At 60.5% G+C, this 25,129-nt stretch carries 22 protein-coding genes; 9 read left to right on the forward strand and 13 right to left on the reverse strand.

All coding sequences use genetic code 11. The features are described 5' to 3' along the window. Positions 1-4: 4 nt before the first annotated feature. Positions 5-3,643 (reverse strand): hypothetical protein, encoded by a 3,639-nt coding sequence (locus tag D1227_RS02945; RefSeq protein WP_119403705.1) that lies wholly within the window; start codon positions 3,641-3,643, stop codon positions 5-7. A 137-nt stretch (positions 3,644-3,780) separates the two neighbouring features. Here D1227_RS02945 and cobT point away from each other — a divergent pair, with 137 nt between their 5' ends. Together cobT and D1227_RS02955 are read left to right on the forward strand one after the other, a co-directional pair. Then, positions 3,781-5,793, forward strand: a complete 2,013-nt coding sequence (gene cobT / locus D1227_RS02950; RefSeq protein ID WP_119404017.1) for a cobaltochelatase subunit CobT — start codon at positions 3,781-3,783, stop codon at positions 5,791-5,793. Positions 5,794-6,042: 249 nt separating this feature from the next. Next, positions 6,043-6,903, forward strand: a complete 861-nt coding sequence (locus tag D1227_RS02955; RefSeq protein WP_158586552.1) for an esterase-like activity of phytase family protein — start codon at positions 6,043-6,045, stop codon at positions 6,901-6,903. On the opposite strand, the gene D1227_RS02960 is transcribed toward D1227_RS02955, so the two are convergent. Beyond that, positions 6,900-7,598, reverse strand: coding sequence for a Fe2+-dependent dioxygenase (locus D1227_RS02960; protein WP_233349439.1), 699 nt, complete (start codon positions 7,596-7,598; stop codon positions 6,900-6,902). The two genes, D1227_RS02955 and D1227_RS02960, sit on opposite strands and share 4 nt — an antisense overlap. A 48-nt stretch (positions 7,599-7,646) precedes the next feature. On the opposite strand from D1227_RS02960, the gene D1227_RS02965 reads away from it, so the two are divergent. Continuing rightward, positions 7,647-8,477, forward strand: a complete 831-nt coding sequence (locus D1227_RS02965; RefSeq protein WP_119403707.1) for a hypothetical protein — start codon at positions 7,647-7,649, stop codon at positions 8,475-8,477. Here D1227_RS02965 and D1227_RS02970 read toward each other — a convergent pair. Continuing rightward, positions 8,474-9,064, reverse strand: a complete 591-nt coding sequence (locus D1227_RS02970; protein ID WP_119403708.1) for a TlpA family protein disulfide reductase — start codon at positions 9,062-9,064, stop codon at positions 8,474-8,476. The two genes, D1227_RS02965 and D1227_RS02970, sit on opposite strands and share 4 nt — an antisense overlap. A 28-nt stretch (positions 9,065-9,092) precedes the next feature. On the opposite strand from D1227_RS02970, the gene argH reads away from it, so the two are divergent. Genes argH through D1227_RS02990 form a run of 4 tightly spaced genes read left to right on the forward strand, consistent with a single transcriptional unit; the run spans position 9,093 to position 14,670 of the window. Then, positions 9,093-10,511: an argininosuccinate lyase gene (argH, locus tag D1227_RS02975; RefSeq protein ID WP_233349437.1), complete on the forward strand. Its 1,419-nt coding sequence runs from the start codon at positions 9,093-9,095 to the stop codon at positions 10,509-10,511. Further along, entirely contained in the window at positions 10,508-10,786 is a 279-nt protein-coding gene (gene lptM, locus D1227_RS02980; protein ID WP_119403709.1) for an LPS translocon maturation chaperone LptM, read from the forward strand. Before argH ends, lptM begins: the two co-directional genes overlap by 4 nt. A 12-nt stretch (positions 10,787-10,798) precedes the next feature. Further along, the gene (lysA, locus tag D1227_RS02985) at positions 10,799-12,064 is read left to right on the forward strand and encodes a diaminopimelate decarboxylase (RefSeq protein WP_119403710.1); all 1,266 of its coding nucleotides are present in this window, start codon (positions 10,799-10,801) and stop codon (positions 12,062-12,064) included. Continuing rightward, positions 12,052-14,670: a DUF4175 domain-containing protein gene (locus tag D1227_RS02990; protein ID WP_119403711.1), complete on the forward strand. Its 2,619-nt coding sequence runs from the start codon at positions 12,052-12,054 to the stop codon at positions 14,668-14,670. Before lysA ends, D1227_RS02990 begins: the two co-directional genes overlap by 13 nt. An 11-nt stretch (positions 14,671-14,681) precedes the next feature. Here D1227_RS02990 and D1227_RS02995 read toward each other — a convergent pair whose 3' ends face one another. The 9 genes from D1227_RS02995 to D1227_RS03035 all read right to left on the reverse strand — a co-directional run bounded on the left by D1227_RS02995 (position 14,682) and on the right by D1227_RS03035 (position 22,098). Next, positions 14,682-15,314, reverse strand: a complete 633-nt coding sequence (locus tag D1227_RS02995; protein ID WP_119403712.1) for a 5-formyltetrahydrofolate cyclo-ligase — start codon at positions 15,312-15,314, stop codon at positions 14,682-14,684. After that, positions 15,311-16,801: a signal recognition particle-docking protein FtsY gene (ftsY, locus tag D1227_RS03000; RefSeq protein WP_233349435.1), complete on the reverse strand. Its 1,491-nt coding sequence runs from the start codon at positions 16,799-16,801 to the stop codon at positions 15,311-15,313. The genes D1227_RS02995 and ftsY overlap by 4 nt, the downstream gene beginning before the upstream one ends. Continuing rightward, entirely contained in the window at positions 16,798-18,078 is a 1,281-nt protein-coding gene (gene mtaB / locus D1227_RS03005) for a tRNA (N(6)-L-threonylcarbamoyladenosine(37)-C(2))-methylthiotransferase MtaB (RefSeq protein WP_119403713.1), read from the reverse strand. The genes ftsY and mtaB overlap by 4 nt, the downstream gene beginning before the upstream one ends. A 101-nt stretch (positions 18,079-18,179) precedes the next feature. Continuing rightward, entirely contained in the window at positions 18,180-18,989 is an 810-nt protein-coding gene (gene dapF / locus D1227_RS03010) for a diaminopimelate epimerase (protein WP_119375712.1), read from the reverse strand. Between the two features lie 45 nt (positions 18,990-19,034). Beyond that, on the reverse strand, positions 19,035-19,445 hold the full coding sequence (locus D1227_RS03015; RefSeq protein ID WP_119375713.1) for a hypothetical protein: 411 nt from the start codon (positions 19,443-19,445) through the stop codon (positions 19,035-19,037). 9 nt (positions 19,446-19,454) lie between these two features. Continuing rightward, positions 19,455-20,489, reverse strand: coding sequence for a MaoC family dehydratase (locus D1227_RS03020; protein ID WP_119403714.1), 1,035 nt, complete (start codon positions 20,487-20,489; stop codon positions 19,455-19,457). Positions 20,490-20,529: 40 nt separating this feature from the next. Continuing rightward, positions 20,530-20,787 (reverse strand): hypothetical protein, encoded by a 258-nt coding sequence (locus D1227_RS03025; protein ID WP_119403715.1) that lies wholly within the window; start codon positions 20,785-20,787, stop codon positions 20,530-20,532. Positions 20,788-20,859: 72 nt separating this feature from the next. Continuing rightward, positions 20,860-21,207 carry an ArsC/Spx/MgsR family protein gene (locus D1227_RS03030; RefSeq protein WP_119375716.1) on the reverse strand — a complete coding sequence of 116 codons (348 nt, stop codon included), beginning with the start codon at positions 21,205-21,207 and terminating at the stop codon, positions 20,860-20,862. Continuing rightward, positions 21,208-22,098, reverse strand: a complete 891-nt coding sequence (locus D1227_RS03035) for an HpcH/HpaI aldolase/citrate lyase family protein (protein ID WP_119403716.1) — start codon at positions 22,096-22,098, stop codon at positions 21,208-21,210. It lies immediately after the preceding gene. A 137-nt stretch (positions 22,099-22,235) separates the two neighbouring features. On the opposite strand from D1227_RS03035, the gene D1227_RS03040 reads away from it, so the two are divergent. Together D1227_RS03040 and D1227_RS03045 are read left to right on the forward strand one after the other, a co-directional pair. Beyond that, positions 22,236-23,354, forward strand: coding sequence for a serine hydrolase domain-containing protein (locus D1227_RS03040; RefSeq protein ID WP_119403717.1), 1,119 nt, complete (start codon positions 22,236-22,238; stop codon positions 23,352-23,354). A gap of 57 nt (positions 23,355-23,411) precedes the next feature. Then, positions 23,412-24,029, forward strand: coding sequence for a LysE family translocator (locus D1227_RS03045; protein WP_119403718.1), 618 nt, complete (start codon positions 23,412-23,414; stop codon positions 24,027-24,029). Positions 24,030-24,180: 151 nt separating this feature from the next. Here D1227_RS03045 and rarD read toward each other — a convergent pair whose 3' ends face one another. Continuing rightward, entirely contained in the window at positions 24,181-25,092 is a 912-nt protein-coding gene (gene rarD / locus D1227_RS03050; RefSeq protein ID WP_119403719.1) for an EamA family transporter RarD, read from the reverse strand. Between the last annotated feature and the right edge of the window lie 37 nt (positions 25,093-25,129).

The following is a 25,129-nucleotide window of genomic DNA, read 5'->3' on the forward strand; positions in this document are numbered from 1 at the left end:
CCCGTCAGTCCTCGCCTCGTTCCTCGCGAGGTCTGAAATCCTGCCGGACCAACCTGAACGGCTGATCGTCCCAGCCCCGGTCGACCTCCTGCAGGACCGAACAGGACTGGAATTCCATCTTCATCGGTTGCCACTCCGGATACCGTAGCGGCTCGTTTTCTACGACGAGGTTGAAAGGTATCGCTTCGCCATTGATGAAGATTTCATGCGGGCCGGTTGTTGCTTTTGGCCAGACGTTCAAATTCACCTGAATGCCGCGAACGCCGCCCTGGTCAATGCAGACTCCCCAATTGGGGTGGCTTTCATAGCCGGTTTCGCCGTCCCATTCGCAGACATAGCGCACTCCGCTCACTTCGAGGTCTCGATAACGCGGCATGAAAACGCGCTGCACGCCCCACAGGTTTGGCCCGAAGAATCGGATGCTGAAGCCTGAGCGATTGCCGCGCATGTGATAGGTCGTGTTGCGCCACTGGGTGCGCACTGTGACAGGCTCGCCAACTGGCTTTCTTTCGATCTCGTCGCCATGGCGCACTTCGACCTCGTTGATCGCGCTGTTGATCCTGACCCAGTGTTCCTCACCATTCTCCTCGTCGCTGTATCGCCATGAGCCACGAATCGAATTGTCTGAGGCCTGAAGCGTGGATTTGCCGCCCCAGTTCCCAAGGTGGGAATAAGACCAGTCAACAGTCATTGCGCCGCCGGCAGACATGGTAATCTCGTCAGACGAGCTGCTTGAGCCGTCGGGCTGGAAAAGGATGGCCTTCCATGCGGCATCAGGCTCGCGCTTCCAGTGGTACCAGCAGCCATCTTCGTAGTCCCAGCACTTGCGAGACCCGCCCTTGGTCAGAGCAACCAACGCGGGCGCTTCGTCAGAATTGCTCCAAGTAACGAACCAGTTGCCTTCCAGAGCAATTTGTGGATCGTCAGCTGTATCGGCGTAATTGGGCATGCGATCGAGCGGCCGAGAGTCGGGGTCGTATTCCATCGGACGGTGTTCCGGCGGAGGCCTGATAAAGCGCTCGCCCATGATCACACCATTCTCAAAGCGGCCGCGGAAGGTCTGGCCCTCTTCGCCATCTTCCTCGTTAATGCACTCGTCGCCTTCCGCATCGATCTTGCGGGCGATGATATCGCGCGGCGAGTCGTCTTCCTTCAGATCGATTTCAACACGGACATAAGGTAGTTCGCCCCCGCACTGGAACTTGTTGGAATGCCACTTGCCTTCAAGCACTGCCTTCGCGCTTGGGGCTTCGGCTTCCAGGCTCAGAATCGGATCGACGCCGGCGGCCGCGAAATCGGTCATTTGGCTCCAGTCGAGGACATAGGCCTCGCTGGTTTCGTCGCCGTCAATTTCGCCGACCTGGGTGCGCGCCAGAACTGGCCCGGCGAGTGGATGAGCGCTGCGGTGGAATGCGTAGGCCTCAATGGAGTCGACAACCCAGTCCTCTGCGATCGACCGGCCGAGCGCATCCGTGAACTCGGAGGCCGGGCGCTGTGTTGCCTCATCCATGCCGGTGACGAATTTGGTCATGAGTGTTCGGCGGTCACCGCTGGTTTCGTCATCGCTTTCGTAGACGGCGGTCGATAAAACCAGGATTCCTTCGGGCGGAATCTTGATGGTTCGACGGGTCTTGTCATTGGACGGGAAAGGTTCCTCTTCATCATCGTCCATGTCTTCGAAGGGCGCAGACAAATACGTGTAAGACTGGTTCTGCAGCCCGTTCAGCGGGGCGATATGAAAAATGACGAATGGCTCGTCGGAATCCGAACCGCGGTCGACCTCGGATTCCTCGATTGTATGGAGCTTGACGAGCCTCACCTCCGCGGCGACCCAGCCATCTTCGCGTTCGTCTTCCGTCAGCGTGGATGAACGGTCACGGATGGTGAAGTGAACGGCATGGTGGCCTTCATCGCCGCCATCGACATCCAGCGAGTCTGAAAACTGACCGCCACTCATGCGCTGCTTCAGTGTTTCGGCGGTATAATTTCTGTTCCGCGAACCGACGAAGTCGGGTTTGCCGCCAATCAGGCTGATCAGCGCCTGCCGTGCATCTGTCAGTGTTTCGCTGACGCCGTTCGTAAAATCAGTAGCCAAGGCATCGAGGACATCCGTGAAACCGGCTGATTCGTTGTGTAAGGCGATCGAAACCGGGCGGGATTGAAAAGGGCCGATAGTGTAGACGTCATCGTCCCCGCGTTCGAAGTCATTGTAGACTAGCAACCGGTTTGTTGTCCTGCCGTCCTTGTCGTCGGTGGGCAGGTAGTCCAGCAAGACATCTTGCGTGCCGCTCTCTGTGGTGACGCGGGCATAGATATCCGCATCGGTGCCCGCGCCGATTTCGTCGGCGGTGCGAATTCGCAGGCGCAGGAACCATCCGCGAGCCGCGGATGCCGGCTGATCAAGATCCCGGCGCGGATTGCCAATTGGGTAATCGCCAGCGGCCAGGAACTGGTAGGGCAGCTTGGAGAAGTCCTCGAACTGAGCGTAACGGGCGGCATCTGCTGAGCCGCGGGTCTTGAGCTTGTTCCAGAAGGCACCCTTGCCGAGCTTGTTCATCTGGGTTTCGAGATAGTCGGCCCATTCCTGCGTTGCGCGGATCGCGACGTCCTTGCCGGCCGCGAACACAAGGTCGGCATCTTCGTGGCCACCCGCCTGGCAGACCGAGCCGCCCTCCGATGCGATGATGGTGGTGCAACGCTCCTTCGGAAAATGGATACCGTCCCTGCCATCGAGAAACTGCCCGTCTGCGCCGATCAGCCCCCGATTGGGAGCCTGCGCGCGGGTGAGGGCGGTATTGTCGATGGCAATGCCCGGAGGGTTGGTCCAGATTGTCGTCTGGCCGTCTGAGACTGGGTCTTCCAGGCGGGCGATCACCTGCTCTGCACCGCTACAGGCGCGAAACTTGTCGCAAATGCTCGTATTCTGGAGTGGGGACAGACCACCACACAGCGTGCCGAGGGCCGAATCCATGTCATCGCCCCGCAGGATGCTGCACGAGAGCGAGTATGCCCCGTGATGAGCCGGTGCGCCGGAGGACGGCTTTTCATAAGCGCCCGAGTATAGATTCAGGCGGTCGCGCTGGTCCTTAGGTGTCTGAAAGTAGGTCAGGCATCGATAACGCGTGTCGGATTCCCAACTTGAATGGGAATAGAAGTCCTGCACGGCATGAAATGAGACACCGAGAATGTTGTGGCCGGCCGCGATCCCTTCATTCTCCGGAAGCTCCGATGCCCAGACCAGGCCAATGAGCGTGCCCATCGCATAGCGCTCCCAATTGGCCTGCAAACCGCTATTGGTAAACGTGTCGTCGAAGTGGAGCTTCGCGAGATCCTTAAATCCAACCAGGGCCGCCTTGGTGCGCTGGACCGCAGAGCTTTGATACGCGCCTTGGGCCCAAAAGACTGGATTATAGAGATAGGAATCGATGAAATCCGCGTGCCAGGCAATCGATGCGGCGGCGCTTGCCGTAAACTCGACGGGCGGATCAGCGTATAATGCGTCTGCTCCGGTCAGGGCACGTTCGGTGATATCTTCATGATGCCAAGGGTGTCCCTGAGCGACATCTTCACCCCCAAACCCCCAGCTGGCCATAGAAAAAACGGTCGCGCCCGCCGCCAGCGGAATCCACTTTCTTGCTCTCATTTTTGCGTCCCCTCCTGACACGCGAAGTTTTTATCATAATTCCCCTGAAGGGCATAACGCTGCGGAGGGCGGATTCCTGTCTGCTTTTCCCAGCGTTGCGTCTTCGCAACGGCGCCATGGCACGCTATGTGATTGCTATGGCCAAGACCGACGATACGCCGTTCGAACTCTTCAAGCAGGCGCTTGCTGCAACAGCCAAGGCGATGAGCCAGACGCGTGACGTCGAGGCATCGTTCAGTGCGGAGGCCGGACGAGCCGAAGGTGATCGGCTGGTCCTGCAAACCCCGCCTCGTGAACTGACTGAACAGCAGGCCGCCCGCGCGCGCGGCGAGGCCGACGCGTTGTCGCTTCGCATGGCGCACCATGACCCCGTTGCCCATAATGCTGATCGGCCTCAAGGTGAGATGGCGCGCCAGGTTTATGATGCGGCAGAACGCGCCCGGATCGAGTCAATCGGCTCTCGGGCCATGGACGGTACGGCCCGCAACCTCGATGCGGCGCTCGCTGCACGCTGCGAGAAGGCTGGCTACACGCGTATGGAAGACCGCACCGAAGCGCCCATCGCGCCGGCTGTCGAATTCCTGTTGCGCGAAAAACTAACAGGTCGCCCGCTACCGCCTGAAGCTGAGGGCATTGCCTCGATCTGGCGCGACGAGATCAATGAGCGCGGTGGCGAGTCGCTCGAAACGCTGGTCAATCAGCTCGATGACCAGCGAGCTTTTGCGAAAACCATTCAGAAGCTCATCAAGGATCTGACCGAGGGCGACGAGTCCGGTGAAGACTCTGAAGACGAAAGCGAGTCGGAAGACGAGGCCGAAACCGAAGAGCAGAACACCTCAAGCGACGAACCCGATTCCGGCGAAGACACCGAGGGCACCTCCACCGAGGAAATGGAGGCTGGCGACAGCGACGAAGTCGAAGGCGAAGAAAGCAATGTCGAAGTTGATGCTGACGCCGAGGCCGAAGGTGACGAGGACGTCGACGAAACCGATGACGGGTCGAAGCCGCTGCGGCCGAATTTCCGCGACGGCGATGAAAAGCAGTCCTTCGTCTACCGGGTTTATACGAAGGCCCACGATGAAGTCGCCAATGCGCCGGATCTTTGCGATGCAGAGGAGCTGACGCGCCTGCGCGCCTATTTGGACCATCAGTTGCAGTCGCTTCAGGGCGCCGTTTCGAAGTTGGCAAACCGGCTGCAACGCCGGCTGATGGCGCAGCAGAACCGGTCCTGGTCCTTCGACCTTGAGGAAGGTGTTCTGGATACAGCGCGCCTGACCCGGGTGATCACCGATCCAACTGTCCCGCTTTCGTTCAAACAGGAAGATGATAGCGAGTTCCGCGATACCGTTGTCACGCTATTGCTGGACAATTCCGGTTCCATGCGCGGCCGCCCGATCATGGTTGCGGCACTCTGCGCCGACATATTGGCCCGCACGCTGGAGCGTTGCGGCGTCAAGGTGGAGATTCTGGGCTTTACAACCAAGGCCTGGAAAGGCGGCCTGTCCCGGGAGGACTGGGTCAAGGCGAACAAGCCGGCTGGCCCGGGGCGCCTGAATGACCTGCGCCACATCATTTACAAGTCGGCGGATGCTCCATGGCGCCGGGCGCGGAAGAATCTCGGCCTGATGATGCGTGAGGGGCTTCTGAAGGAAAATATCGACGGCGAAGCGCTGCTCTGGGCACATGACCGACTGCTCGGCCGCCCGGAACAGCGCAAGATACTGATGGTGATTTCGGACGGGGCGCCAGTCGACGATTCCACGCTGAGCGTGAATGTCGGAAACTATCTTGAGCGCCATCTCAGACAGGTCATTGCCGAGATAGAAAACCGCAGTCCGGTCGAGCTCATCGCGATCGGTATCGGCCATGATGTGACAAGGTACTATCGCCGGGCCGTGACCATCGTCGACGCCGAACAGCTCGGTGGCGCGATGACGGAGCAGCTCGCCAGCCTCTTCGATGAGAAAGGTAACGCGCCAGACCCGACGGCGATGTCCGTGCCGCCTCTGCGTGGTGAGACGCGAAGCTTTTCAAGCGGCGTGTCCGGTTCGGGTGCGGGCGGACCGCGCTATGGTTCGAAAATCGGGTCCGGACGCGATGTGCGTACGACAAGTTTCCAGGAGATTGCCCGGAAGGCATCCAAGTCCTAGGCCGATTAGCCCGGCCGTCGCTTGCAGGGAGCGTGAGCCATGAGGGTGTCGGCGTGTATAGGTCTGGCTCTGTCGGCGTTGATGGCATGCAGCTGCCGAGGAGCTGCGCCTGAACAGTTCGCGCCGCTTCCTGATGAAAAAGTGTGGCACCTTGCCGATCATCGCCAGGACATCATTCGCCATTCATGCCCCAATGGTCCAGACGACGGCTTTGAACTGTCGTTTCTTTTGTCCGCTGAGCCCGTTTCGTTGGGCGAGCCGGACGCGATAGCCAAGGCCTTTCCCGGTATGGACTTTCTTGGCGGCTGGACCTTGTCGGCCTCGCCCAGCTCGTTCGGCGGCTTGTCGGGACTGAAAGTCATGGCGAGCGGCAACTTGCTGGCAATCTCTGATGGGGGCGCCTTCGTCGAAATCGGCTTTGATCAGAATACGCTGACGCCCACGTGGCGCGCCGACCTCGCTTTTCTGCGAGATGAAAGCGGCGAGATCCTGACGGGAAAGTTGGAGGCCGATGCCGAGGGCCTCGAACTCTCGGGTGATATCGCGCTTGTCATTTTTGAGCGGCATCACCGCGTCATGGCCTTTGCACGCGGTATTTGCGGGAGCAATGCGCGGGCCGTCCCTGTCGCCGAGATCCCCGACGCGCCACCCTCGCTTGGATCGTCCATTCGTAACAATTCCGGCGCCGAGGCGCTTTCCATGCAATCAGGCCGGCTCATGATCGGACTGGAAAGCGTGATCGACCAGCTCGGGCCTGTTGCGGTCGTCGATGCTGGCGGCGAGGTTCAATTTGCCGCCCGGCCCTGGCTGGACGGCGAAGGCTTGCCGCTCGTCGGCCTTGATGCGCTGGATGGCACGCTCTTCAGCCTGCACAGGGCTTATAACCCTCTGACGGGCAATTCGATTTTGGTTTCAGAGACTGCAGACGATGGCACAATGCGCGTGCTTGGGAGGCTGTCCAAACCGCTGACCGTCGATAATTTTGAGGGGATTGCTGTCGTGGATCGACCAGATGGTGAGCGCCGGCTCTTCATCATCGCTGACGACAATTTCAGCGACCGCCAGCGGACGCTTCTATTCGCATTCCGGCTTCGACCGCGCGGCAATTAGTCCGCCCACATCCTTGTGAGATTGGATATCGACTTGTCGAGCAAAAGCCGCTGGTCGGCATGGGCCGCCTTCAGGCTTGAGCGGACGGTTTCGAGGTCGAACAGGAGTTCGCGCTGATCGGCCCGCTGGATCCGGCTTTCGATCCAGCCAATGCAGGCAAGCCTCGATCCCGACGTGACAGGCCGGACCTGGTGAATGGCGCCGGAGGGGTAGAGGATCAGTGTCCCGGCTTCTGGTTTAACGTCGATGTCGCCGGAAGACATGGCAAGGTTCAGCTCTCCGCCGGAATAGGAGCCAGGATCCGATAAGAACAGTGTGAAGGACAGATCGGTCCGCAACTGGTGCCCATCCCTGCCCATGATGGCATTATCGACGTGAAAGCCGTAATGCCCGCCATTCTCCGTTCGGCTGAGTATGAGACGAGAGAATCGTTTTGGCCGGGCGAGCCGCTTGACCAGGCTGCTTCCCGAAATGGCGCGCATAAGGAAATCGTGGACGCCCAGACCCAGCTCGTTGTTCATGTCGGCTTGAAGGTTCGATTTTACCGTCTTTGCTGTGCGCCCTGCAGTCGAGCGCCCATCGGCCCAGTCGAGCTGGCCGGCTTTCTCCCCAACCCTTGCGACATCTTCCGCGGTCAGAAGGCCGGGCACTGAAAAATACATGGAACCGCCGTTGAGCTTGAGAATGAATTGCATTAAACGAACGTTACTATAGAGACATCCCAGACATTCTTGGAGCCCGCAATGACATTTACGCCCCGTGACATGGTTCGCTTCGGTCTCACGGCGGCCCTTCTCGGGTCGACATCCCTCGCCGCCTGCGGCGGCCAGGGAGATGATGCCGCAACACAGGTCAACAGTTCCAGTGAGGCATCCAGCGATACGAGCCAGCCCGGCTATGCCGGCGAGGCGGGTTATGCCGGAGAAGGTGGCGAGAGCGGTGAGGGCGGTGAAGGCGAAGGCGGCGAGAATGGCGCGCACGGCATGGATACGCTGCCTATCGAGAATCGCCTGGCCTTCATGCGCGGCCACGTTGCGGCAGGTCTTGCGCTCTATCGTGCCGGTGCGCCCGACCAGGCCGCCAAGCATCTGCTCCATCCTGTTTCGGAAACCCATGCTGAGGAGCGCGCCGGTCTCGATGAGCGCGGGTTCAAGGCTGACCTCTTCGTAGAAATATCGAACGCCCTCGAGGCGGGAACAGCGTCCGAAGAGATCGAGGAAAAACTCGCAGAAGCAGAAGACAATCTTTCCGTGCTGGCCGACGAGGTTGGCGGTTCCAGCAAGGACATCCTCAACTTTCTGCTCGACACCACGCTTGAAGAGTATCGCATCGGCGTGACAGATGGCGAGATTGTCAATGCGGGGGAATTTGCGGACGCTTACGGTTTCGTGACAGTCGCAGAGGACTATGCGGGCGATCTTGAGGGGCCCGCGGGCGACTCAGTCCGTCAGGAGTTGGGCGTGCTCAAAGCGATGTGGCCGAAAGCGCCCCTGGCCAACTCTGCGCCAGCCCCTGTCGACCAGGTCGCGGCACAGATTTCCCGAGTTCAGCTTGAGCTGTCCGGCGTAAACTAGTCGGTGATGGCGTCGATCAGGGCGGCCGCTTCATAGGAATTCCAATTGGCCTCTCCGGCCAGCCGCGCAATTTCCTTGCCGTTGGCATCGTAGATTACGGTCGTTGGAAATCCTTTGGTGCCACTCTCATAGACAATGTCCCAGTTTTCGGGCGGCGCGAAATAGAAATCGAGTACGCCACTGGTAAGTTCGCCCAGGCGTTCGCGGGCATAATCCTTGTCCTCGGCGGCATCGACACTGATTGCGATAACCTGGAACTTTTCGCTGCCCTTTTCCCGTTCCAGTGCAGCAAGGGACGGCATCTCCCGTTCGCAAGGCCCACACCAGGTCGCCCAGAAATTGACCAGCGTCACCTTGCCGCCGAAATCCGCCAACGTCATCGATTCTCCGTCCGGACCCTCAAAAGTTGCGCCTGAAATCGCCCTGCCGCGGTCGCTAACATCGAGCTTCGAAAGCGTGCCTGTGGCAAGTTTTGCGACCGGATCGGAACGTCCCCCCTTGGATGTCGCGCTCAGCAGTGCAAAAGACACCGCGAGAACGAGTCCGAGGATCATGGCCGGTATGGCGTATTTCGCTATGCGGGTCATTGGTCGCTCCGAGTTTCAGGACAGAGATATGAGCAATAAGGACAGTAAAGGCCAGCAGATGTGGGGGGGACGCTTTGCCGCGCAACCGTCCGATATCATGCAGTCCATCAACGCCTCGATCGACATTGACCGCCGCATGGCCGTCCAGGACATAGCTGGCAGCCGGGCCCATGCGGACATGCTCGCAGAATGCGCGATCATCACTGAAGAAGACAATGAAGCGATCCAGGCCGGTCTCGACCAGGTTCTGGAAGAAGTGAAGTCGGGAGCCTTCCCCTATCGCGTCGAACTGGAAGACATTCACATGAATGTCGAGGCGCGGCTGAAGGAGATCATTGGCGAGCCCGCAGGCAGGCTGCACACAGCCCGCTCGCGCAATGACCAGGTGGTCACGGATTTCCGACTTTGGACGCGGGGTGCGCTGACCGAAGCGCAATCAGGCCTGCTGGAGCTGCAGAAGATCCTTATCAGCCGGGCAGGTGAGCACACCGACACCGTCATGCCAGGCTTCACGCACCTGCAGACCGCCCAGCCTGTTACGCTGGGCCACCATTTGCTGGCCTATGTCGAGATGGCAGAGCGCGACAGAGGACGGATGCGCGATGCGGCCGTTCGGCTCAATGAATCCCCGCTTGGCGCAGCGGCGCTTGCAGGTACAGGCTTCCCGGTCGATCGAGACATGACAGCCGAGGCGCTTGGCTTCGACCGGCCGATGGCGAATTCGCTCGACGCAGTCTCGGCGCGTGACTTTGCGCTTGAAGCGCTGGCGGCGTTGTCGATTGCGGCGACGCATTTGTCGCGGCTGGCTGAAGAGCTGGTTCTCTGGACCAGCGCCCAGTTTGGCTTTGCGACCCTGTCTGATGCCTGGTCCACAGGATCTTCGATCATGCCACAGAAACGCAATCCGGATGCGGCCGAGCTTATAAGGGCAAAGGCAGCCCTGATCGCCGGACAGTTTGCTAGCCTTCAGGGCGCGGTGAAGGCGCTGCCGCTTGCCTACGCGAAGGATCTCCAGGACGACAAACGGCTGACGTTTGAAGCCTTCGACACGTTTGGACTCTGCGTGAGGGCCATGGCGGGGATGATCGACACCGTTGCCTTCAACAAGGACCGGATGCGCGACGCCGCCGCCAAGGGTTTTTCTACTGCGACCGACCTTGCCGACTATCTCGTCCGCGAGCTTAAAATGCCTTTTCGTGACGCCCACCATGTTACCGGCAGAATCGTTGCCATGGCAGAATCCGAAAGCAAGGACCTGTCAGAGTTGCCATTACAATCACTGCAGACAGTCGAACCACGCCTTACGGAAGACGTATTCTCCGTGCTAAGCGTTGAAGCCTCGGCCGCCAGCCGTCAGAGCTATGGCGGTACTTCACCTGTCCGCGTCAGCGAGCAGGTGCAATTGTGGAAGACCAGACTGGGCCTGGAGGCCGGAACACCCGAATGAAACGAACACCCATCAAGCTGACCCTCGCACTGGGCGCGACAGCCCTTCTGACAGCCTGCGGCATTCGTGGTGACCTTCAGCGGCCACCACCAATCTTTTCCGACCCGCCGACTGAAGAGGCCCAGACGCCGGTCGCGGCACCTGTCGAATTCGCGCTCGCGCCCGAAAAGCCGCAGGATGAAGCGTATTACAATTCTATAGGCGGCGAGACGCCCAAGCCGGATCCGACAGTGGATGTGGACGAAGGCGGCCTCGGCGAGATCGAACCCGGCTGAGCCAGAACGTACGTGCACCATTTTCATTACAGGAACGGACGCCTCCATTGTGAGGACGTCTCGCTCGATGCGATTGCCGACGAGGTCGGAACGCCGGTCTATGTCTATTCATCTGCGACTTTGAGGCGGCATGCCCGGGTGATTGGTGAGGCGTTTGATGGAATGTCCTGCCTGATTGCCTATTCGGTCAAGGCCAATGGCAATCTCGGCGTCCTGAAGACGCTGGCCGCGGAAGGCTGCGGAGCGGATGTTGTTAGCGGCGGAGAGCTGAAACGCGCGCGGGCCGCCGGCATACCTCCTTCACGGATTGTCTTTTCAGGTGTTGGCAAGACACGGGAGGAAATGCGGCTCGGTCTCGAAGAAGGAATCCATCAGTTCAATGTTGAAAGTGCAGCCGAAGTGGAAGTGCTATCGGATGTTGCTTCGTCACTAGGCAAGACTGCCAAGATTGCCGTTCGCGTCAATCCGGACGTGGCTGCTGGCGGTCACCCGAATATCTCCACGGGCAAGGCGGGCGACAAGTTTGGTGTGCCATGGGAAGCGGCCGACGCGCTGTATGCCAGGATTGCAGAGCTCGACGGCGTCGAGGCAGTGGGGGTCGACGTGCATATCGGCTCCCAGATCGATGCCATCGCGCCCATGCGGGCAGCCTTTGAGCGTGTTGTTACGCTGGTTCGCCGCCTGCGCGATGCCGGGCACGCCATCACGCGGCTCGACCTTGGGGGCGGCCTGGGAATCCCTTACAAGCCTGGCGACGACCTTCCACCGCCGTCCGAATATGCAAACATGATCCGCCAGGTAACCGAGGGGCTTGGCGTTGAGGTCATTCTGGAGCCTGGCCGCGTTATTGCGGGGAATGCAGGCGTCCTGATCACGGAAGCCCTGTTCACAAAGCCAGCGCCCAAGCGCACCTTCCTGATTGTCGATGCTGGTATGAACGACCTTATGCGGCCCGCGCTTTATCAGGCGCATCACGATATTCTGCCATTGGAGGAGCGTCCAGACGGCACGGAGCAGATCAACTATGATGTTGTCGGCCCGATATGCGAGTCGACTGACAAGTTTGCGACCGAGCGGCCCTTGCCAGTCATCCGTCCGGGCGAGCGCCTCGCTTTCATGTCTGCGGGTGCATACGGCGCCGTTCTTTCGTCGCAATACAATGCGAGACCATTGGTCGCTGAGGTGCTTGTGGATGGCGACAAGTATGCCATTGTCCGCAGGCGGCCTACCTTTGACGAGATGATTGCCCTGGAGACGACACCTGATTGGCTGACCTGAAGCGTATCCCCGGCGTTGAACCAAAGATCGCGCGAACACGCGGCAATCTCTGGCGTCTGGCCGCCGCGCGCGCATTCTGGCCATTCGCGATTCTGGTCGGCCTTTTCCTGATCTTTGCGCTGACCGGCGTCTTCGACGCGGCAAGCGAGAAATTCGCTTCGCTTTCGTTGATCGTCTTCGTGACAGGCCTGGTCGTACTCGGCGGACTTGGCTGGGCACGTTATGCCGGTCCGACGCGTAAGCAGGCCGTTGATGCGCTGGATCGTCAGTCAGACTTGCGACCACTCACAACGCTGTCAGACCGGCCCTCGCGGCCGGATGCGGACGGGGTGTCACTATGGCGGGCGCACGAGACGCGCCTCACGGATGCGGCGCGACGCCTGAACGTTCCGAGCTTTGCTGCCGAATGGAAGGCCTTTGACCCACTTTACCTCCGCTACATTGTGCCGGGCCTCGTCGCCGTCGCCCTTCTGATGGCATGGAATTCCGCCGGTGAACGCATGCAGCGCGCTTTTTCACCGGATATCGGCAGCCTCTTTGGCGCGGATTCGATACGCATCGAAGCTTGGATAACTCCGCCGCGGCATACCGGGCGTCCGCCAATCTTCCTTCGCGATGCCCAAAAGCCGGTTCGTGTCCCTGCCGGATCGGAAATTACGGTCCGGGCCCAGGCTCCGTCTGCGCCTAAGCTGCTTGTCGATTCAGCCGGCAACGACCAGCGTATGCGTTTCGATGTTACGCCTGAAGGCGCTTATGAGGCCCGAGCCATCATCGACGCGGATAGCGAGATTCGCGTCACCTGGTGGGGCAAGCGGGCGTCCTGGGTGGTCAGGGCGTCACCCGATGCGCCGCCGAGCGTCGAATGGGTGTCCGCGCCCGAGTTGTTGCCAAACGACAAGACAGAGTTCGGCTGGAAGATTTCCGACGATTACGGGGTTGAGCGCCTTGAGCTTGTTTTTTCCCGAACAGATGCCGGCGGGAACGGAGAGCCCGATTCCGTCGCGGTCCAGATGCCGGCGATTTCGCCGAAGGAGGCCGAAGATACAACCGCAATCGATCTGACCCGTCACCGCTGGGCGGGTCTTGAGACCGAAATGCGCCTTCGTGCAACCGATGGCGCTGGCCAGGTAGGTCTTAGTGAACCGGTCGATTTCGTCATCCCGGAGAAGCTGCTGCTGCAACCACTCGCTCGCGCGATCCAGGATATCCGCGTAACCATCCTGCGCGAAGATGCCCCCTATGATGCGATTCCGGTAAATGACGAGGCGCTGACTGCGGGCGCCGTCTACACCGCAGCCACGCAGCGTATCGGTTATGCGCCTCACGGTATCCAGCGCGCGGCCCGCATGATCGAGGCGGTGACCTACAAGCCGGCTTATTATTTCGAGGATGTGAGCATTTATCTCGGTCTGCGGCATGTGGAGTCGATGCTTCAGGTCGCGGACTCCACTGATGAAGCGGACACGACCGAGCCCATTCTCTGGTCGCTGGCCCTCCGCGCGGAATACGGCAGTGCCGCCGATGCGCTTCGCGCTCTGCAGGCGGCGCGCGAGGCGCTGGAAGAAGCGCTCCGGGACGGCGCCTCTGAAGCCGAGATCAATCGGCGCCTCGAGGCCTTCAAGCAGGCGGCGCAGAATTATCTGGCCGCCCGGATGGCTGAGGCTCTCGCTAATGGACTCGAGGCGCCGCCCAACGATACCGACAGTGCCCAGCAAGGTGGCGGACAAGGCCTCGGCGGGTCTGACTTTGCCGACATGCTTGATGCCTTGTCCGATTTGACGGAAACAGGCGCGACGGATCAGGCGCGACAATTGCTCGCCGACATCACCAACATGCTGGAGAACCTTCAATTCCAGCAGGGTAGCGGCAGTGGCGACGGCCTACCTGGCATGCCGGGCCAGCAGCAGGGCGAAAACCAGGAAGACGTTCCGCAGGAAGAACAGGACCTGTCGGAAACGCTGCGGGAGTTGTCGGATCTGCTGCGCGAACAGCGCGAATTGAACGACGACACTCTGGCCGAACAGCGTGGCGAAGGTCCAGGGTCCGGAACCCAGCCCGGTCAATCACCGTTCGGTGAGGGAAGCGAGGATCCAGGCTCGGAAGGAAGCAATCTGGCCAATCGCCAGGATGGGCTCGGTGACCGGGTCGAAGAATTTGCTGAACGTCTCGGGCGCGGCAGCGCCGAGGATGAAGATGGCGAAGGCTTCGGCGGTCTTGCTGGCGAGCTGGATGAGGAGACGATTGAAGCCATTGAACGCGCCCAGCGCCGTGCGGCCGACGCGCTTCGGGACGGCAATACGATGCGTGCTCAGCGCAACCAGGATGAAGCTACCGAATCGCTGCTCGATCTCGCCCAGGGGCTGGCCGGTCAGCTAGACGACTTGCGCCGTGAGCGCCTTGGTGACGAGTATGGTGGCGGGTCAAACGAAACCGATCCCTTCGGGCGACCGCTTGGTGGCGTGTCTGACGGGCGCGATGTGAACATCCCCGACGAGGCAGAACGCCAGCGCGCCAAGGACATCCTTGAAGAGCTTCGCCGGCGCTATGGCGAGACACCCGATGAGGAAGAGCGCGACTATCTGGAGCGTCTGCTCGACCGGTTCTAGCGGCGTCTGGATCAGGCGGCGCTGGGGCCGTTTCCGCCGGTGCCGTCACTATCGTCGTTGTTGCCGAAATTGCGCATCATGAAGATTGGGACGGATCCGCGCTCAGTCACGGCCCAGTCGAGCGGTTGGTCATGCGGTTCGGCTGGCAGTTCGTCCATCATCTGGCCGTGAAAGCCGAGGCCGCATGCGAAGATCCGCCCATCGGCCCGGAGTGATGCAAGCGCGCGGTCATAGTGACCTTTTCCGTAGCCGATCCGGTTGCCGACCTTGTCGAAGGCAAGAAGCGGCATGAGGATGAGCGTGGGCTGGACGCGGGGGGCTGAATGCGGCGGCTCATTCAGTCCAAATGCCCCCGCTTCCAACGGATCCTTCTCGTGCCAGAGACGAAAGGACATGGTGCCGTCCTCATCGATGCGCGGCAGCGCCAGTTTCGCTCCAGCCTGTGCGAGCTTCTGCATAAGCGGGCGCGGGTCGATCTCGCTGCTGATTGGCCAGTAGCCAGACACGATCGGCCCATACCGCTCCAGCAATTTCAGGGGAAACTTCGCCGCAAGCGTCTCTCCAGCATCCGGATCGCGGGCATGAAGCTCTTCACGCAGCGTTTTCAGGTCTGCGCGGAGCGTGGATTTGCCGTCCGCGGTCACGCCGGCTCCTTTTCGTCCATTCCGACAAGGGCTTTCGCAAATGCGGCTGCACTGAAAGGCTGCAGGTCTTCGGCTTTTTCTCCAACCCCGACGAAATGGATAGGCAGGTCGTGTGCTTCTGCGATCGCGACGAGCACGCCGCCTTTCGCCGTGCCGTCGAGCTTGGTCATGACGATCCCGGAAACCTCTGCTGTGTGCCGGAATGCCTCCACCTGCGAGAGGGCGTTCTGGCCGACAGTTGCATCCAGAACGAGGATCACATCGTGCGGGGCTTCAGGGTCGAGCTTGCGCGCTACGCGCACAATCTTCGCCAGTTCCGACATCAGCTCCGCCTTGTTCTGCAGGCGGCCTGCCGTGTCGACAAGGACCAAGTCCAGGTTGTCGGCCTTTGCCTTTTCAATGGCCTCGTAGACCAGTCCGGCGGCATCCGCACCGGTTGGCTTTGACATGACAGGTATTCCGGCCCGCTCACCCCAGACCGTAAGTTGTTCGATAGCGGCCGCCCGGAACGTGTCGCCGGCGACGAGAACGGCTTTGGCGCCCTGTTCTTTGAGTTTCGACGCAATCTTGCCGATTGTGGTGGTCTTACCCGAACCGTTCACGCCGACGAACAGAACGACGCGAGGTGTTGGGCCATCCGAGAAGTCGACGACTTGCTCGCGTGGCGCCATGATGGCCTCGATTTCTTCAGCGAGCGCTTCCTTGATTTCCTGATCAGTGACGTCCTTGTCGAAACGGGTCTTCGCAAGGTTGGACGTGATTTTTGCCGCCACCCGCGCACCCATATCGGATGTGATCAGAAGGTCTTCCAGCTCCTCCAGGGCGTCATCGTCCAGCTTGCGCTTGTTAAACGCGCCCGTCAGGCTGGCACCAAGCTTGGATGAGGATTTCGAAAGCCCGGTGGTAAGCTTGCTGAAGAAGCCGGGTGATTTGACCTCGGTATATGGGTCTGGTTCGGCAGCCGCAGCTGCCGCCTTGCGGCGCGCTTCCTCTTCGCGTGCTGCTTCGGCGCGGCGGCGTTCTTCCAGGAGTTTGAGTTCAGCTTCGGCCTTCTGCTGGGCTGCGACACGCTCGGCTTCCTCTTGGCGAACCTTTTCGGCTTCTTCCTCAAGCCGCCGGGCCTCCGCTTCAGCTTCTTCGGCCGCTTGGCGGGCTGCCTCATCAGCCTCAGCTTTCTGGCGGGCCTCTTCCGCAGCTTTTCGGGCCGCTTCGCGCGCCTCTTCAGTTTTTCGGGCCTCGTCGGCAAGTCGCCGGCGTTCAGCTTCCGCGGCCTCTCGCTCGCGCTGCTGACGCTCTTCCCATGCACGATTGGCTTCGGCGACCTTTCGTTCAATCTCGGCCTGTTCGGCGGCCTTGCGTTCAGCCTCTTCCTTCTCAGCAGCTTCGCGAGCTGCGAGTTCGTCGGCCGACAGTTCCGGCGCCTGCATCTCTGTGCCGGCTTCTTCCAGTTCCTTCTTTTTCTTCTTTTTTCCGAACCAGAGGATCATGCGGGCTCACCGATCAGTTTTTGTCCATCGTGCTCGACTATCCTTGCCTCAACCGGACGTCCAGCTTCAAGCCGGTCGAAGCCCTGCAGCCAGACCTGAGAAAAATCACCCAGCCGGCCACTGGCTTCCTGCTCCACCAGGACGCTGCGAAGCTGACCGACATGACGATCGAGATGGCGGTGAAGCGCTGCTGCGCCCGCCGCTCGAAGCCGGGATGCGCGCGCTTTTATCACGGCCTTTTCCAGCTGAGGCATCCGGGCGGCCGGTGTGCCGGGCCGCGGGCTGTATGGAAAGACATGAAGGAAGGCGAGACCGCACTCATCAACAAGCTTGAGGGAGTTCTCGAACGCAGTTTCGGTCTCGGTCGGAAATCCGGCAATGATATCCGCACCGAGGGCGATGTCGGGCCGAATTCCCCGTAGCTTCTGGGCCAGCTCAATCGCCTGCTCGCGCGAGTGCCGGCGCTTCATTCGCTTCAGTATGAGATTGTCGCCATGCTGAAGGGAAAGGTGCATGAAAGGCGCCATGCGCGGATCGGCCATCGCTTCGAACAGGGCGTCATCCATCTCGATCGCGTCGATTGACGAAATCCGCAGCTGCTTGAGGTCCGGAACCAGTTTCAGGACGCGGCGCACCAGGTTTCCAAGCTGGGGCTTTCCGGGCAGGTCGCCTCCCCAACTGGTCAGATCGACCCCAGTCAGCACGACTTCATAGTGGCCAGTGTCGACAAGACGCTGGATCATCTGGACGACGTCTCCGGCCGGGACTGAGCGCGAATTCCCCCGGCCGAACGGGATGATGCAGAAAGTGCAGCGATGGTCGCAGCCGTTCTGGACCTGGACATAGGCCCGGGCGCGCCCCTCCATGCCGTCGATCAGGTGGCCCGCGGTTTCTTTGACCGACATGATGTCGTTGACGAGCACTTTTGTATCGCCATGGCGCAGTGCTGGCGAGGACCAGGTCCCGGCCTGCATCTTCTCCTGATTGCCGATCACGCGGCTGACCTCTGGCATATTGGCAAATTCATCCGGATTGATCTGCGCGGCGCAGCCGGTCACAATGATCTGCGCATCCGGATTGTCCTTCCGGGCCCGCCGGATCGTCTGGCGCGCCGAACGGACGGCTTCGGCGGTCACGGCGCACGTATTGACGATGATCGCGTCTTCGAGCCCGGCTTTTTCGGCATGCCCCTTCATCACCTCGGACTCATAGGAGTTCAGGCGGCAGCCCAGTGTGATTACCTGGGGCTGGGCAAGGGAGGGGGGCTTCGTCGTCATGGCCAAGCCGCTCAGATCGCGCGTCTGGCCCGCTTATTCAAGACTTATCAGCTGCGGGCGGAGGATCGGAGGTCAGCGAATTTGGTCTTCAGGGCCCGCCGTCAGACCTCGAACGTCATCTCCAGCTCGACCGGGCCGGTCATGAAGACATGATCGTCGCTTTCCCGCCAGTCGATGGTCAACTCTCCGCCATCAAGGATGAGCTTGGCCTTGCGGTCAGTCTTGCCTGCGCGTGCGGCGCAGACCAGCGCCGCACAGGCCCCGGTCCCACAAGCCTTGGTGAGGCCTGCCCCGCGTTCCCAGACGCGCAGGCGAATGGTCTGCCGGTCGATCACCTGTGCAAATCCGACATTCGTGCCTTCTGGAAAAAGCGGGTGCCACTCGACGAGAGGTCCGATCTGCGGGATGTCATAGGCATCGACATCGTCGACGAAGAACACTGCGTGCGGATTTCCCATGGAAACAACGGCGGGCTTGGAAAGATAGGGCTTGTCCATCGGGCCGATGCGGACGTCCACGCCGCGTACATCCATCTTTTCTGACAACGGGATGTCTTCCCACGCCATGAGTGGAGAACCCATGTCGATGGTGACGAGGTTTTCGCCCGCGCGCCGACCTTTCAGTACATCGGCCTGGGTGCGAATTTTCACTTCCGGTTTTCCGGACTCTTCCAGAAGCAGGTGCGCGACAGCACGCGTGCCGTTCCCGCAGGCGCTGACTTCTTCGCCCGAAGAATTCCAGATGCGCAGAAAGGCATCGACGGTCGCGTCACGCTCGATCGACATGACCTGGTCGGCCTTCATTTGTTCCGCTATAGCGCGGATGCGATTTTCATCGGGCGCGAATTTCCTGTCCCGCGCGTCAAAGACCGCGAAGGCATTGCCTGCGCCATTCATTTTCCAGACCTTCATGGATAGGTCATGTAGGGTGCGAATGAGAACAGAGAAAGCCGGAATCTACTTCGGCAGCTTCGATGCGATCACCCAGCCGGCAATCTGTGACACCGCAGCAACGATCAGCAACAGGTCCGCAACGGGGTGCCGCCAGAAAAGAGCAAGGAACGCTACGCCGATCGAGATCCAGTCAACGCGGTCGTCACTGACGAGATAGCCGGCTGGCCGGCGCTCACGTTCGATATCGGCCAGTGTCAGCCCATGCCAGACGCGGTTCATGGTCGGTGGGCCAAAGACATCCTGCAATTCGCGCGGATCGGTGATGCCTGTCAGGTTGCAAAGAATGCGTGCATCGACATGGCCCAGCTCGACGACCTGCTTCAGGGTCATTGTGCCAAGCAGGCTGGCAATGGCCATCAGCATGGTGGCGATCGCCACGCCAAACAGGGAAAGGCCTTCGAGGAGATTGATCATTCTGTGCGACTAGATAGGGATGGCAGCCCAGTAATCGAAGTCGAGAATGACATTGCCCGCATACTTTCCGTCTTCGCCGCGTAGCGGGAAATCGGTGCACGGGTGGTTCTTCGCCGCCACCAGGCGCAGGCGAAGGGCGCCGGTCGTGTCATTCAGCGTGGCCTTGTCGAGGACTTCCGACCAGGCGTAGATCGTGTCGCCTGAGAAGAGCGGTCCGGCATGGGTGCCCGCATTGATGGCCAGCATCTGTGCAGCGCTTTCCAGTCCGTTGAATGACAGGGCGCGGGCGATCGAGATGACGACGCCGCCGTAGATCAATCTCTTGCCGAACCGGCTTTCTTTCTGCGCGTGGGCGTCAAAGTGAACCTTCGCTGTATTCTGGTAGAGGCGCGTGGCGATTTGGTGCTCTGCTTCCTCTACGGTCATGCCGTCGACATGGTCGATTTTCTCGCCGATCTCATAGTCGCCATAACGCCATTTCGATCCCGCCAGTGCATCGTCCCAATCGTCATAGGCCGGGACGGTGAGCGCGGACGCGTGAACGGCATCCGGTAGGTCCGGCACGACAGGGTCGGGCGCCGGACTGGAAGGATCCTTCTTGTTCACCATCACCCAGCGGACATAGGAGAGTACCGTTTCGCCTTTCTGGTTCTCGCCGCGCGTGCGGACCCAGACGACACCGGTCTTGCCGTTGGAGTTCTCCTTGATTCCGATCACCTCGGAGATCGCCGTCAGCGTATCACCCGGATAAACGTCCTTCAGGAATTGCCCGTCCGCATAACCGAGATTGGCAACCGCATTCAGCGAGATGTCCGGTACCGTCTTGCCGAAGACCACGTGGAAGGCGAGCAGCGGGTCGACCGGCAGGGCAGGAAAGCCGTTGGCGGCGGCGAACGTTTCGGCTGAGTACAGCGCATGGCGCGCACCGGTCAGGGCGCGATACAACGAAATGTCGCCCGCCGACACTGTGAGCGGCGTTGCATGGACAAGCTCCATGCCTGGCTTGAAGTCTTCGAAATAATGGCCCGGATTGGATTTTGTCATGGCTTGCCCTCGGAAGATTTTCTGGGGCGAGCGTCGGCAATCAGCCAAGCAATAGCCCCGTCAGAGTTGTTGCGACCACCTGCCCTGTCTCTCCGTCTGAAATCAAGCCGGAACCAACGAGCGGGGCAAAAAGCAGCAGGGCCATGGCCGTGACGAGACCGCTGGCAATGATCTTCGCTTCGGGCCGGTCAAGCGCATCGCGCAAGCCGGCCTTGCCATAGGCGACCATTTGCGGCCCAAAAAAGAGCAGCAGCGACAAGCCAAACAGAGCGGCGGCGATGAACAGGGCGATTGTCATGCGTGCCTTATGGCAAACAGACTTTTCCGCCGCTCTTACGAGATGTGTTGAATTTTACGGATCGGTGCGGAGTCAGGCAATTTCCAGCAGCTTGTCGATGGGGCGGCCGAGAACCGCCTTGCCGTCCTTTATGCCGATCGGACGCTGAATGAGCCGAGGGTTTTGGACCATAGCCTCAAAGAGCTCTTCATCGCCCAGCGTGTCGGAGATCTCGAATTTCTTCGCATCCTTTTCCCTCAGGAAGGCGCGCGGCGACACATCGCCCATCTTCTTTGCGATGTCCTTGAGGTCGTCAACTGTAAGGGCATCACCAGCGTTCATGTATTTGCGAATTTCGGGCTTGATGCCGTTCTCCTCCAGCAGGGCGAGGCCATTGCGCGAAGTGCTGCAGCCTGTGTGGTGAAGCAGGGTGTAGGTCATCTATGCGGACTCCATTGCCTTTATAGCCTCATCAACCGCGACGATGCGTTTTGCTTCTTCGAGGTGGAGGAGCTCGGTCATTTTTCCGTTTACTTTCAGAACACCCTTGCCCTTGTTGCCCGGATCCGCAAAGGCAGCGATGACGTCGCGGGCCTGCTGAACATCGGCTTCTTCAGGGGCGAAAATGCGGTTGGTGGTTTCGATCTGTGAAGGGTGGATCAGGGTCTTGCCATCAAAACCCAGCATGCGGCCCTGACGGACTTCGTTTTCCAGGCCTTCGGCGTTCGAGATATCGTTGTAGACGCCGTCGATTGCGACAATGTCAAAGGCCCGGGCGGCCGCCATAGTCAGGCCGAGCGATGTCTGGAAGGCGGTGCGGGCAGGATCGTTGACGGCGCGCAGTTCCTTGGCGAGGTCGTTCGTACCCATGACGAAGGCTGAAAGGCGCGTACGGCCGGCGGCTTCGGCGATATCCATGATGTTGAGGATGGCCTTGGGCATCTCGATCATGACCCAGAGACCCATCTCTTTCGGCGCGCCTGCGCGGCTCATGGCATCATCGAGCCGGTCGATGTCTCCCCCGTCGATCACCTTTGGGGCGAGAATGGCGTCTGGGCCAGCCGCGACGGCAGCTTTCATGTCGTCGAGGCCCCATTCCGTGTCGAGTCCATTAACGCGAATGACCACTTCGCGCTTGCCGTATCCGCCCGCTTTTACTGCAGAACACACCGTCTCGCGCGCTTCTTCCTTGGCGTCTGGTGCAACCGCGTCTTCCAGGTCGAGGATAACGGTGTCGGCGGGGAGTGATTTTGCCTTCTCCAGGGCGCGTGGATTGGCGCCGGGCATGTAGAGGCAGGATCGGCGGGGGCGATGGGTGGTCTGTGTGGTCATTCTGCTTTCATCCCTCAAACGCTTTGGCGCTTTCGATGCCTTTTCCGCCGCAATCTGTCCAGTGCGGCGGAATGTGCAGGGTTTTCTTCCCGGCTCGCTTGTGTATCGCTCCCGGGAAAGTTTGAAGGAGTTGGTTCATGAGCGAGATTCGCGGAACCGTGGCCCCGGGCTTCGAGCCTGTGCGGGAAGTCTTCGAGGAAAATTTCGCCGCCGGCGAAGAACTCGGCGCCGGATTTGCGGCCATACTCGATGGGGAGATCGTGGTGGACCTCATGGGCGGATATGCCGACCGCAAGAAGGATGCGCCGTGGGATGAAAACACAATCGTCCCGGTCTATTCCACGACAAAAGGTATCGCTGCGCTGGTCATCGCCTCTGCTATCGGCGCGCTGGAGGACGGGTATGAGACAAGGGTCAGCGCCATCTGGCCAGAGTTTTCCGCCGGAGGGAAAGGCGATGTCACCATTGCGGAGATGCTCTCTCACCAGGCTGGCCTCTGCGGGTTCAAGGACCCGATCGATCCGGCGCTCTGGCTCGATCCGCCCGCCCTTGCTGCAGCGCTGGCCGAACTGGAGCCGCTCTGGGAACCGGGGACGGCGCACGGGTACCACCCGCTGAGCTGGGGCTACCTTGCCGGGGAAATTGTCCAGCGCATCAGCGGCCGCAGCCTTGGCACCATCCTCCGCGAGGATTTCTGTACGCCGAACGGAATCGATTTTCAGATCGGCCTGCCGACTGAGGATCATGAGCGGGTCGCTGAGATCATGCGGCCGAGAGAGATGCCGCAGCTCGGTGACATCAATGAATTCAAGAAGGTAGCCTTCCTCACCAAGTGGGCCTCGCCGGACCGTGGCGGCGCGATCTGGCGGGAGATCGAGATTCCGTCCGCCAATGGTCATGGTAGCGCGAAGTCGGTCGCCCAGCTCTACGGCATTTATGCCAATCAGGGGACGCTCGGCGGCAAGACGTTGATTCCAGAGGAGTCGTTCTCTGCCTTGACCCGGCGCCGTGTGATGGGCGAGGATCTCGTCCTGCCCTTCGTGACTGAATTTGCCTCCGGCGTCATGCGGAACAATCTGGGAATTTACGGCCCCAATCCCGAGACGCTGGCTCATTCTGGCTGGGGAGGATCGCTTGCCCTCGGCGATCCCGACCGGCACCTGTCGGCGGCGTATGTGATGAATCGACAGTCGAGTTTCCTGCAGGGTGACCCCCGTGCCCGGCGGCTGGTCGATGCGCTTTACGGTTGTCTCTGACCCGGTACCAAAACAGTCCAGAAACGGTCTGAATCCAGTATAATTCCGGAGACCAACGTGCCTTGCAACATTGACTGGCTTGCATTCCTTGTCGCGATGGCTGTCGTTGAGCTGACGCCCGGCCCGAACATGGGTTGGCTGACCGCGCTCTCGGCTCAGAAGGGCCGGCGGACGGGGTTCATGGCCGTGCTGGGGATCACGCTCGGTCTCGCGGTGCAGCTGGTCGCAGCGGCCACGGGGGTTTCCGCCATCGTATCGGCCAATCCGGCCATCTATCACACGCTGCGCTGGGGTGGGGTGGCCTTCATGCTCTACCTCGCCTGGGAGGCGTTTGCCGATGGCGGCGAGAAAGCCGTCGGCGAGGCCGATCACATGGCCGGATTCCGGCGCGGTTTCATTGCCAACCTCCTCAATCCCAAGGCGCTCGTCTTCTACGTTGCTGTGGTGGGTCAATTCGCAACATGCGAGCAGTGGCCTGTTGCGGGACAGGTTCTCATTCTGGGAAGCCTGCACATCGCCGTGGCGATTGCCGTTCACGTTTTACTGGTCCTGCTCGGCTCAGGCCTTGGCGAGAAAATTTCGGAGTGGAGACAGGCGCTTGGCGTTCGGATCGGCTTTGCCGCCGCGCTGGCATCCATCGCCCTATGGATAGCGATTTCTACACACCCGGGATGAAATTTTTCCGAAAATTGAAATTCCCCTGTGGGGAGAATTTGGCACGGGACTTGCTTCTTTGCGGGGGAATTTGGACTTCCCATCTTCACCATCATACACTGCCCCGGCTTCGTGTCCCCCATGGAGCCGGGGTTTCCCTTTTTTGGCCCCCCTACTCCGCCAGCCGCGCTGCCCGCGCGAGGCGTCGTGCCTTGCGTTCACCGATTACGCTGTCGGTGGTGAAAACAATCAGCGCCGTCCAGATCAGACCGAAAGCGATAGCCTCCACGCTGCTGAAAGGCTCGCGGAAGACGAGCACGGCGATGAGAAACTGCAAGGTGGGCGTCATGTATTGCATCATGCCGATCGTCGCGAGTTTCAGCCGCTTGGCGGCGAGGGCAAACAGGATCAGCGGGACGGCGGTGATCGGCCCGGCCAGCGGCAGGGTGAGCCAGTCCCAGCCATAGTCACCGACCCAGCCGCCTTGCCCCGTTGACTGGAACCAGGTCAGCCAGGCGAAGGCCAGCGGGGCGAGAATGGCTGTCTCAATGGTGAAACCGGCCCGGCTGTCGATCGCGACCTTCTTGCGGACCGCGCCATAGGAGGCAAAGCTGAAGCAGAGGCAAAGCGAGACCCAGGGCAGGCGGCCGAGTTCCCATGTCATCACGCTGACGCCGCCAACGGCAATGGCAATGGCGACCCACTGGGCCCGGCGCAGGCTCTCGGAGAAGAACACCATTCCCATCAGGACGCTGACCAGCGGATTGATGAAATAGCCCAGGCTGGCTTCGGTCACCCGCTCGGCGGAAACGGCCCAGATATAGATCAGCCAGTTGGTCGCGATGAGTATGGCCGATAGGGCAAGCCAGGTCAGGTTTGACCGCGTGAGCGCGCCGCGAAACTCTTTCCAGCGATGCGCAATGATGATGAAGACCAGTCCGGTCGGAAGGCCCCACAGGATGCGATGGGCCAGCATTTCCTGCGGTTCGATATGGTCGAGCGCGCGAAAATAGAGCGGCAACCCGCCCCAGAGCAGGTACGCGCCCAGGGCGCATAGAAAACCAAGGCGAAGCTCGCGCGTCATGCGCTGGCAAGTAGTACCACGCCAAGCTGATGGCTAC

It is taken from the genome of Henriciella mobilis, assembly GCF_003576315.1.
GTDB classification, from domain to species: domain Bacteria; phylum Pseudomonadota; class Alphaproteobacteria; order Caulobacterales; family Hyphomonadaceae; genus Henriciella; species Henriciella mobilis.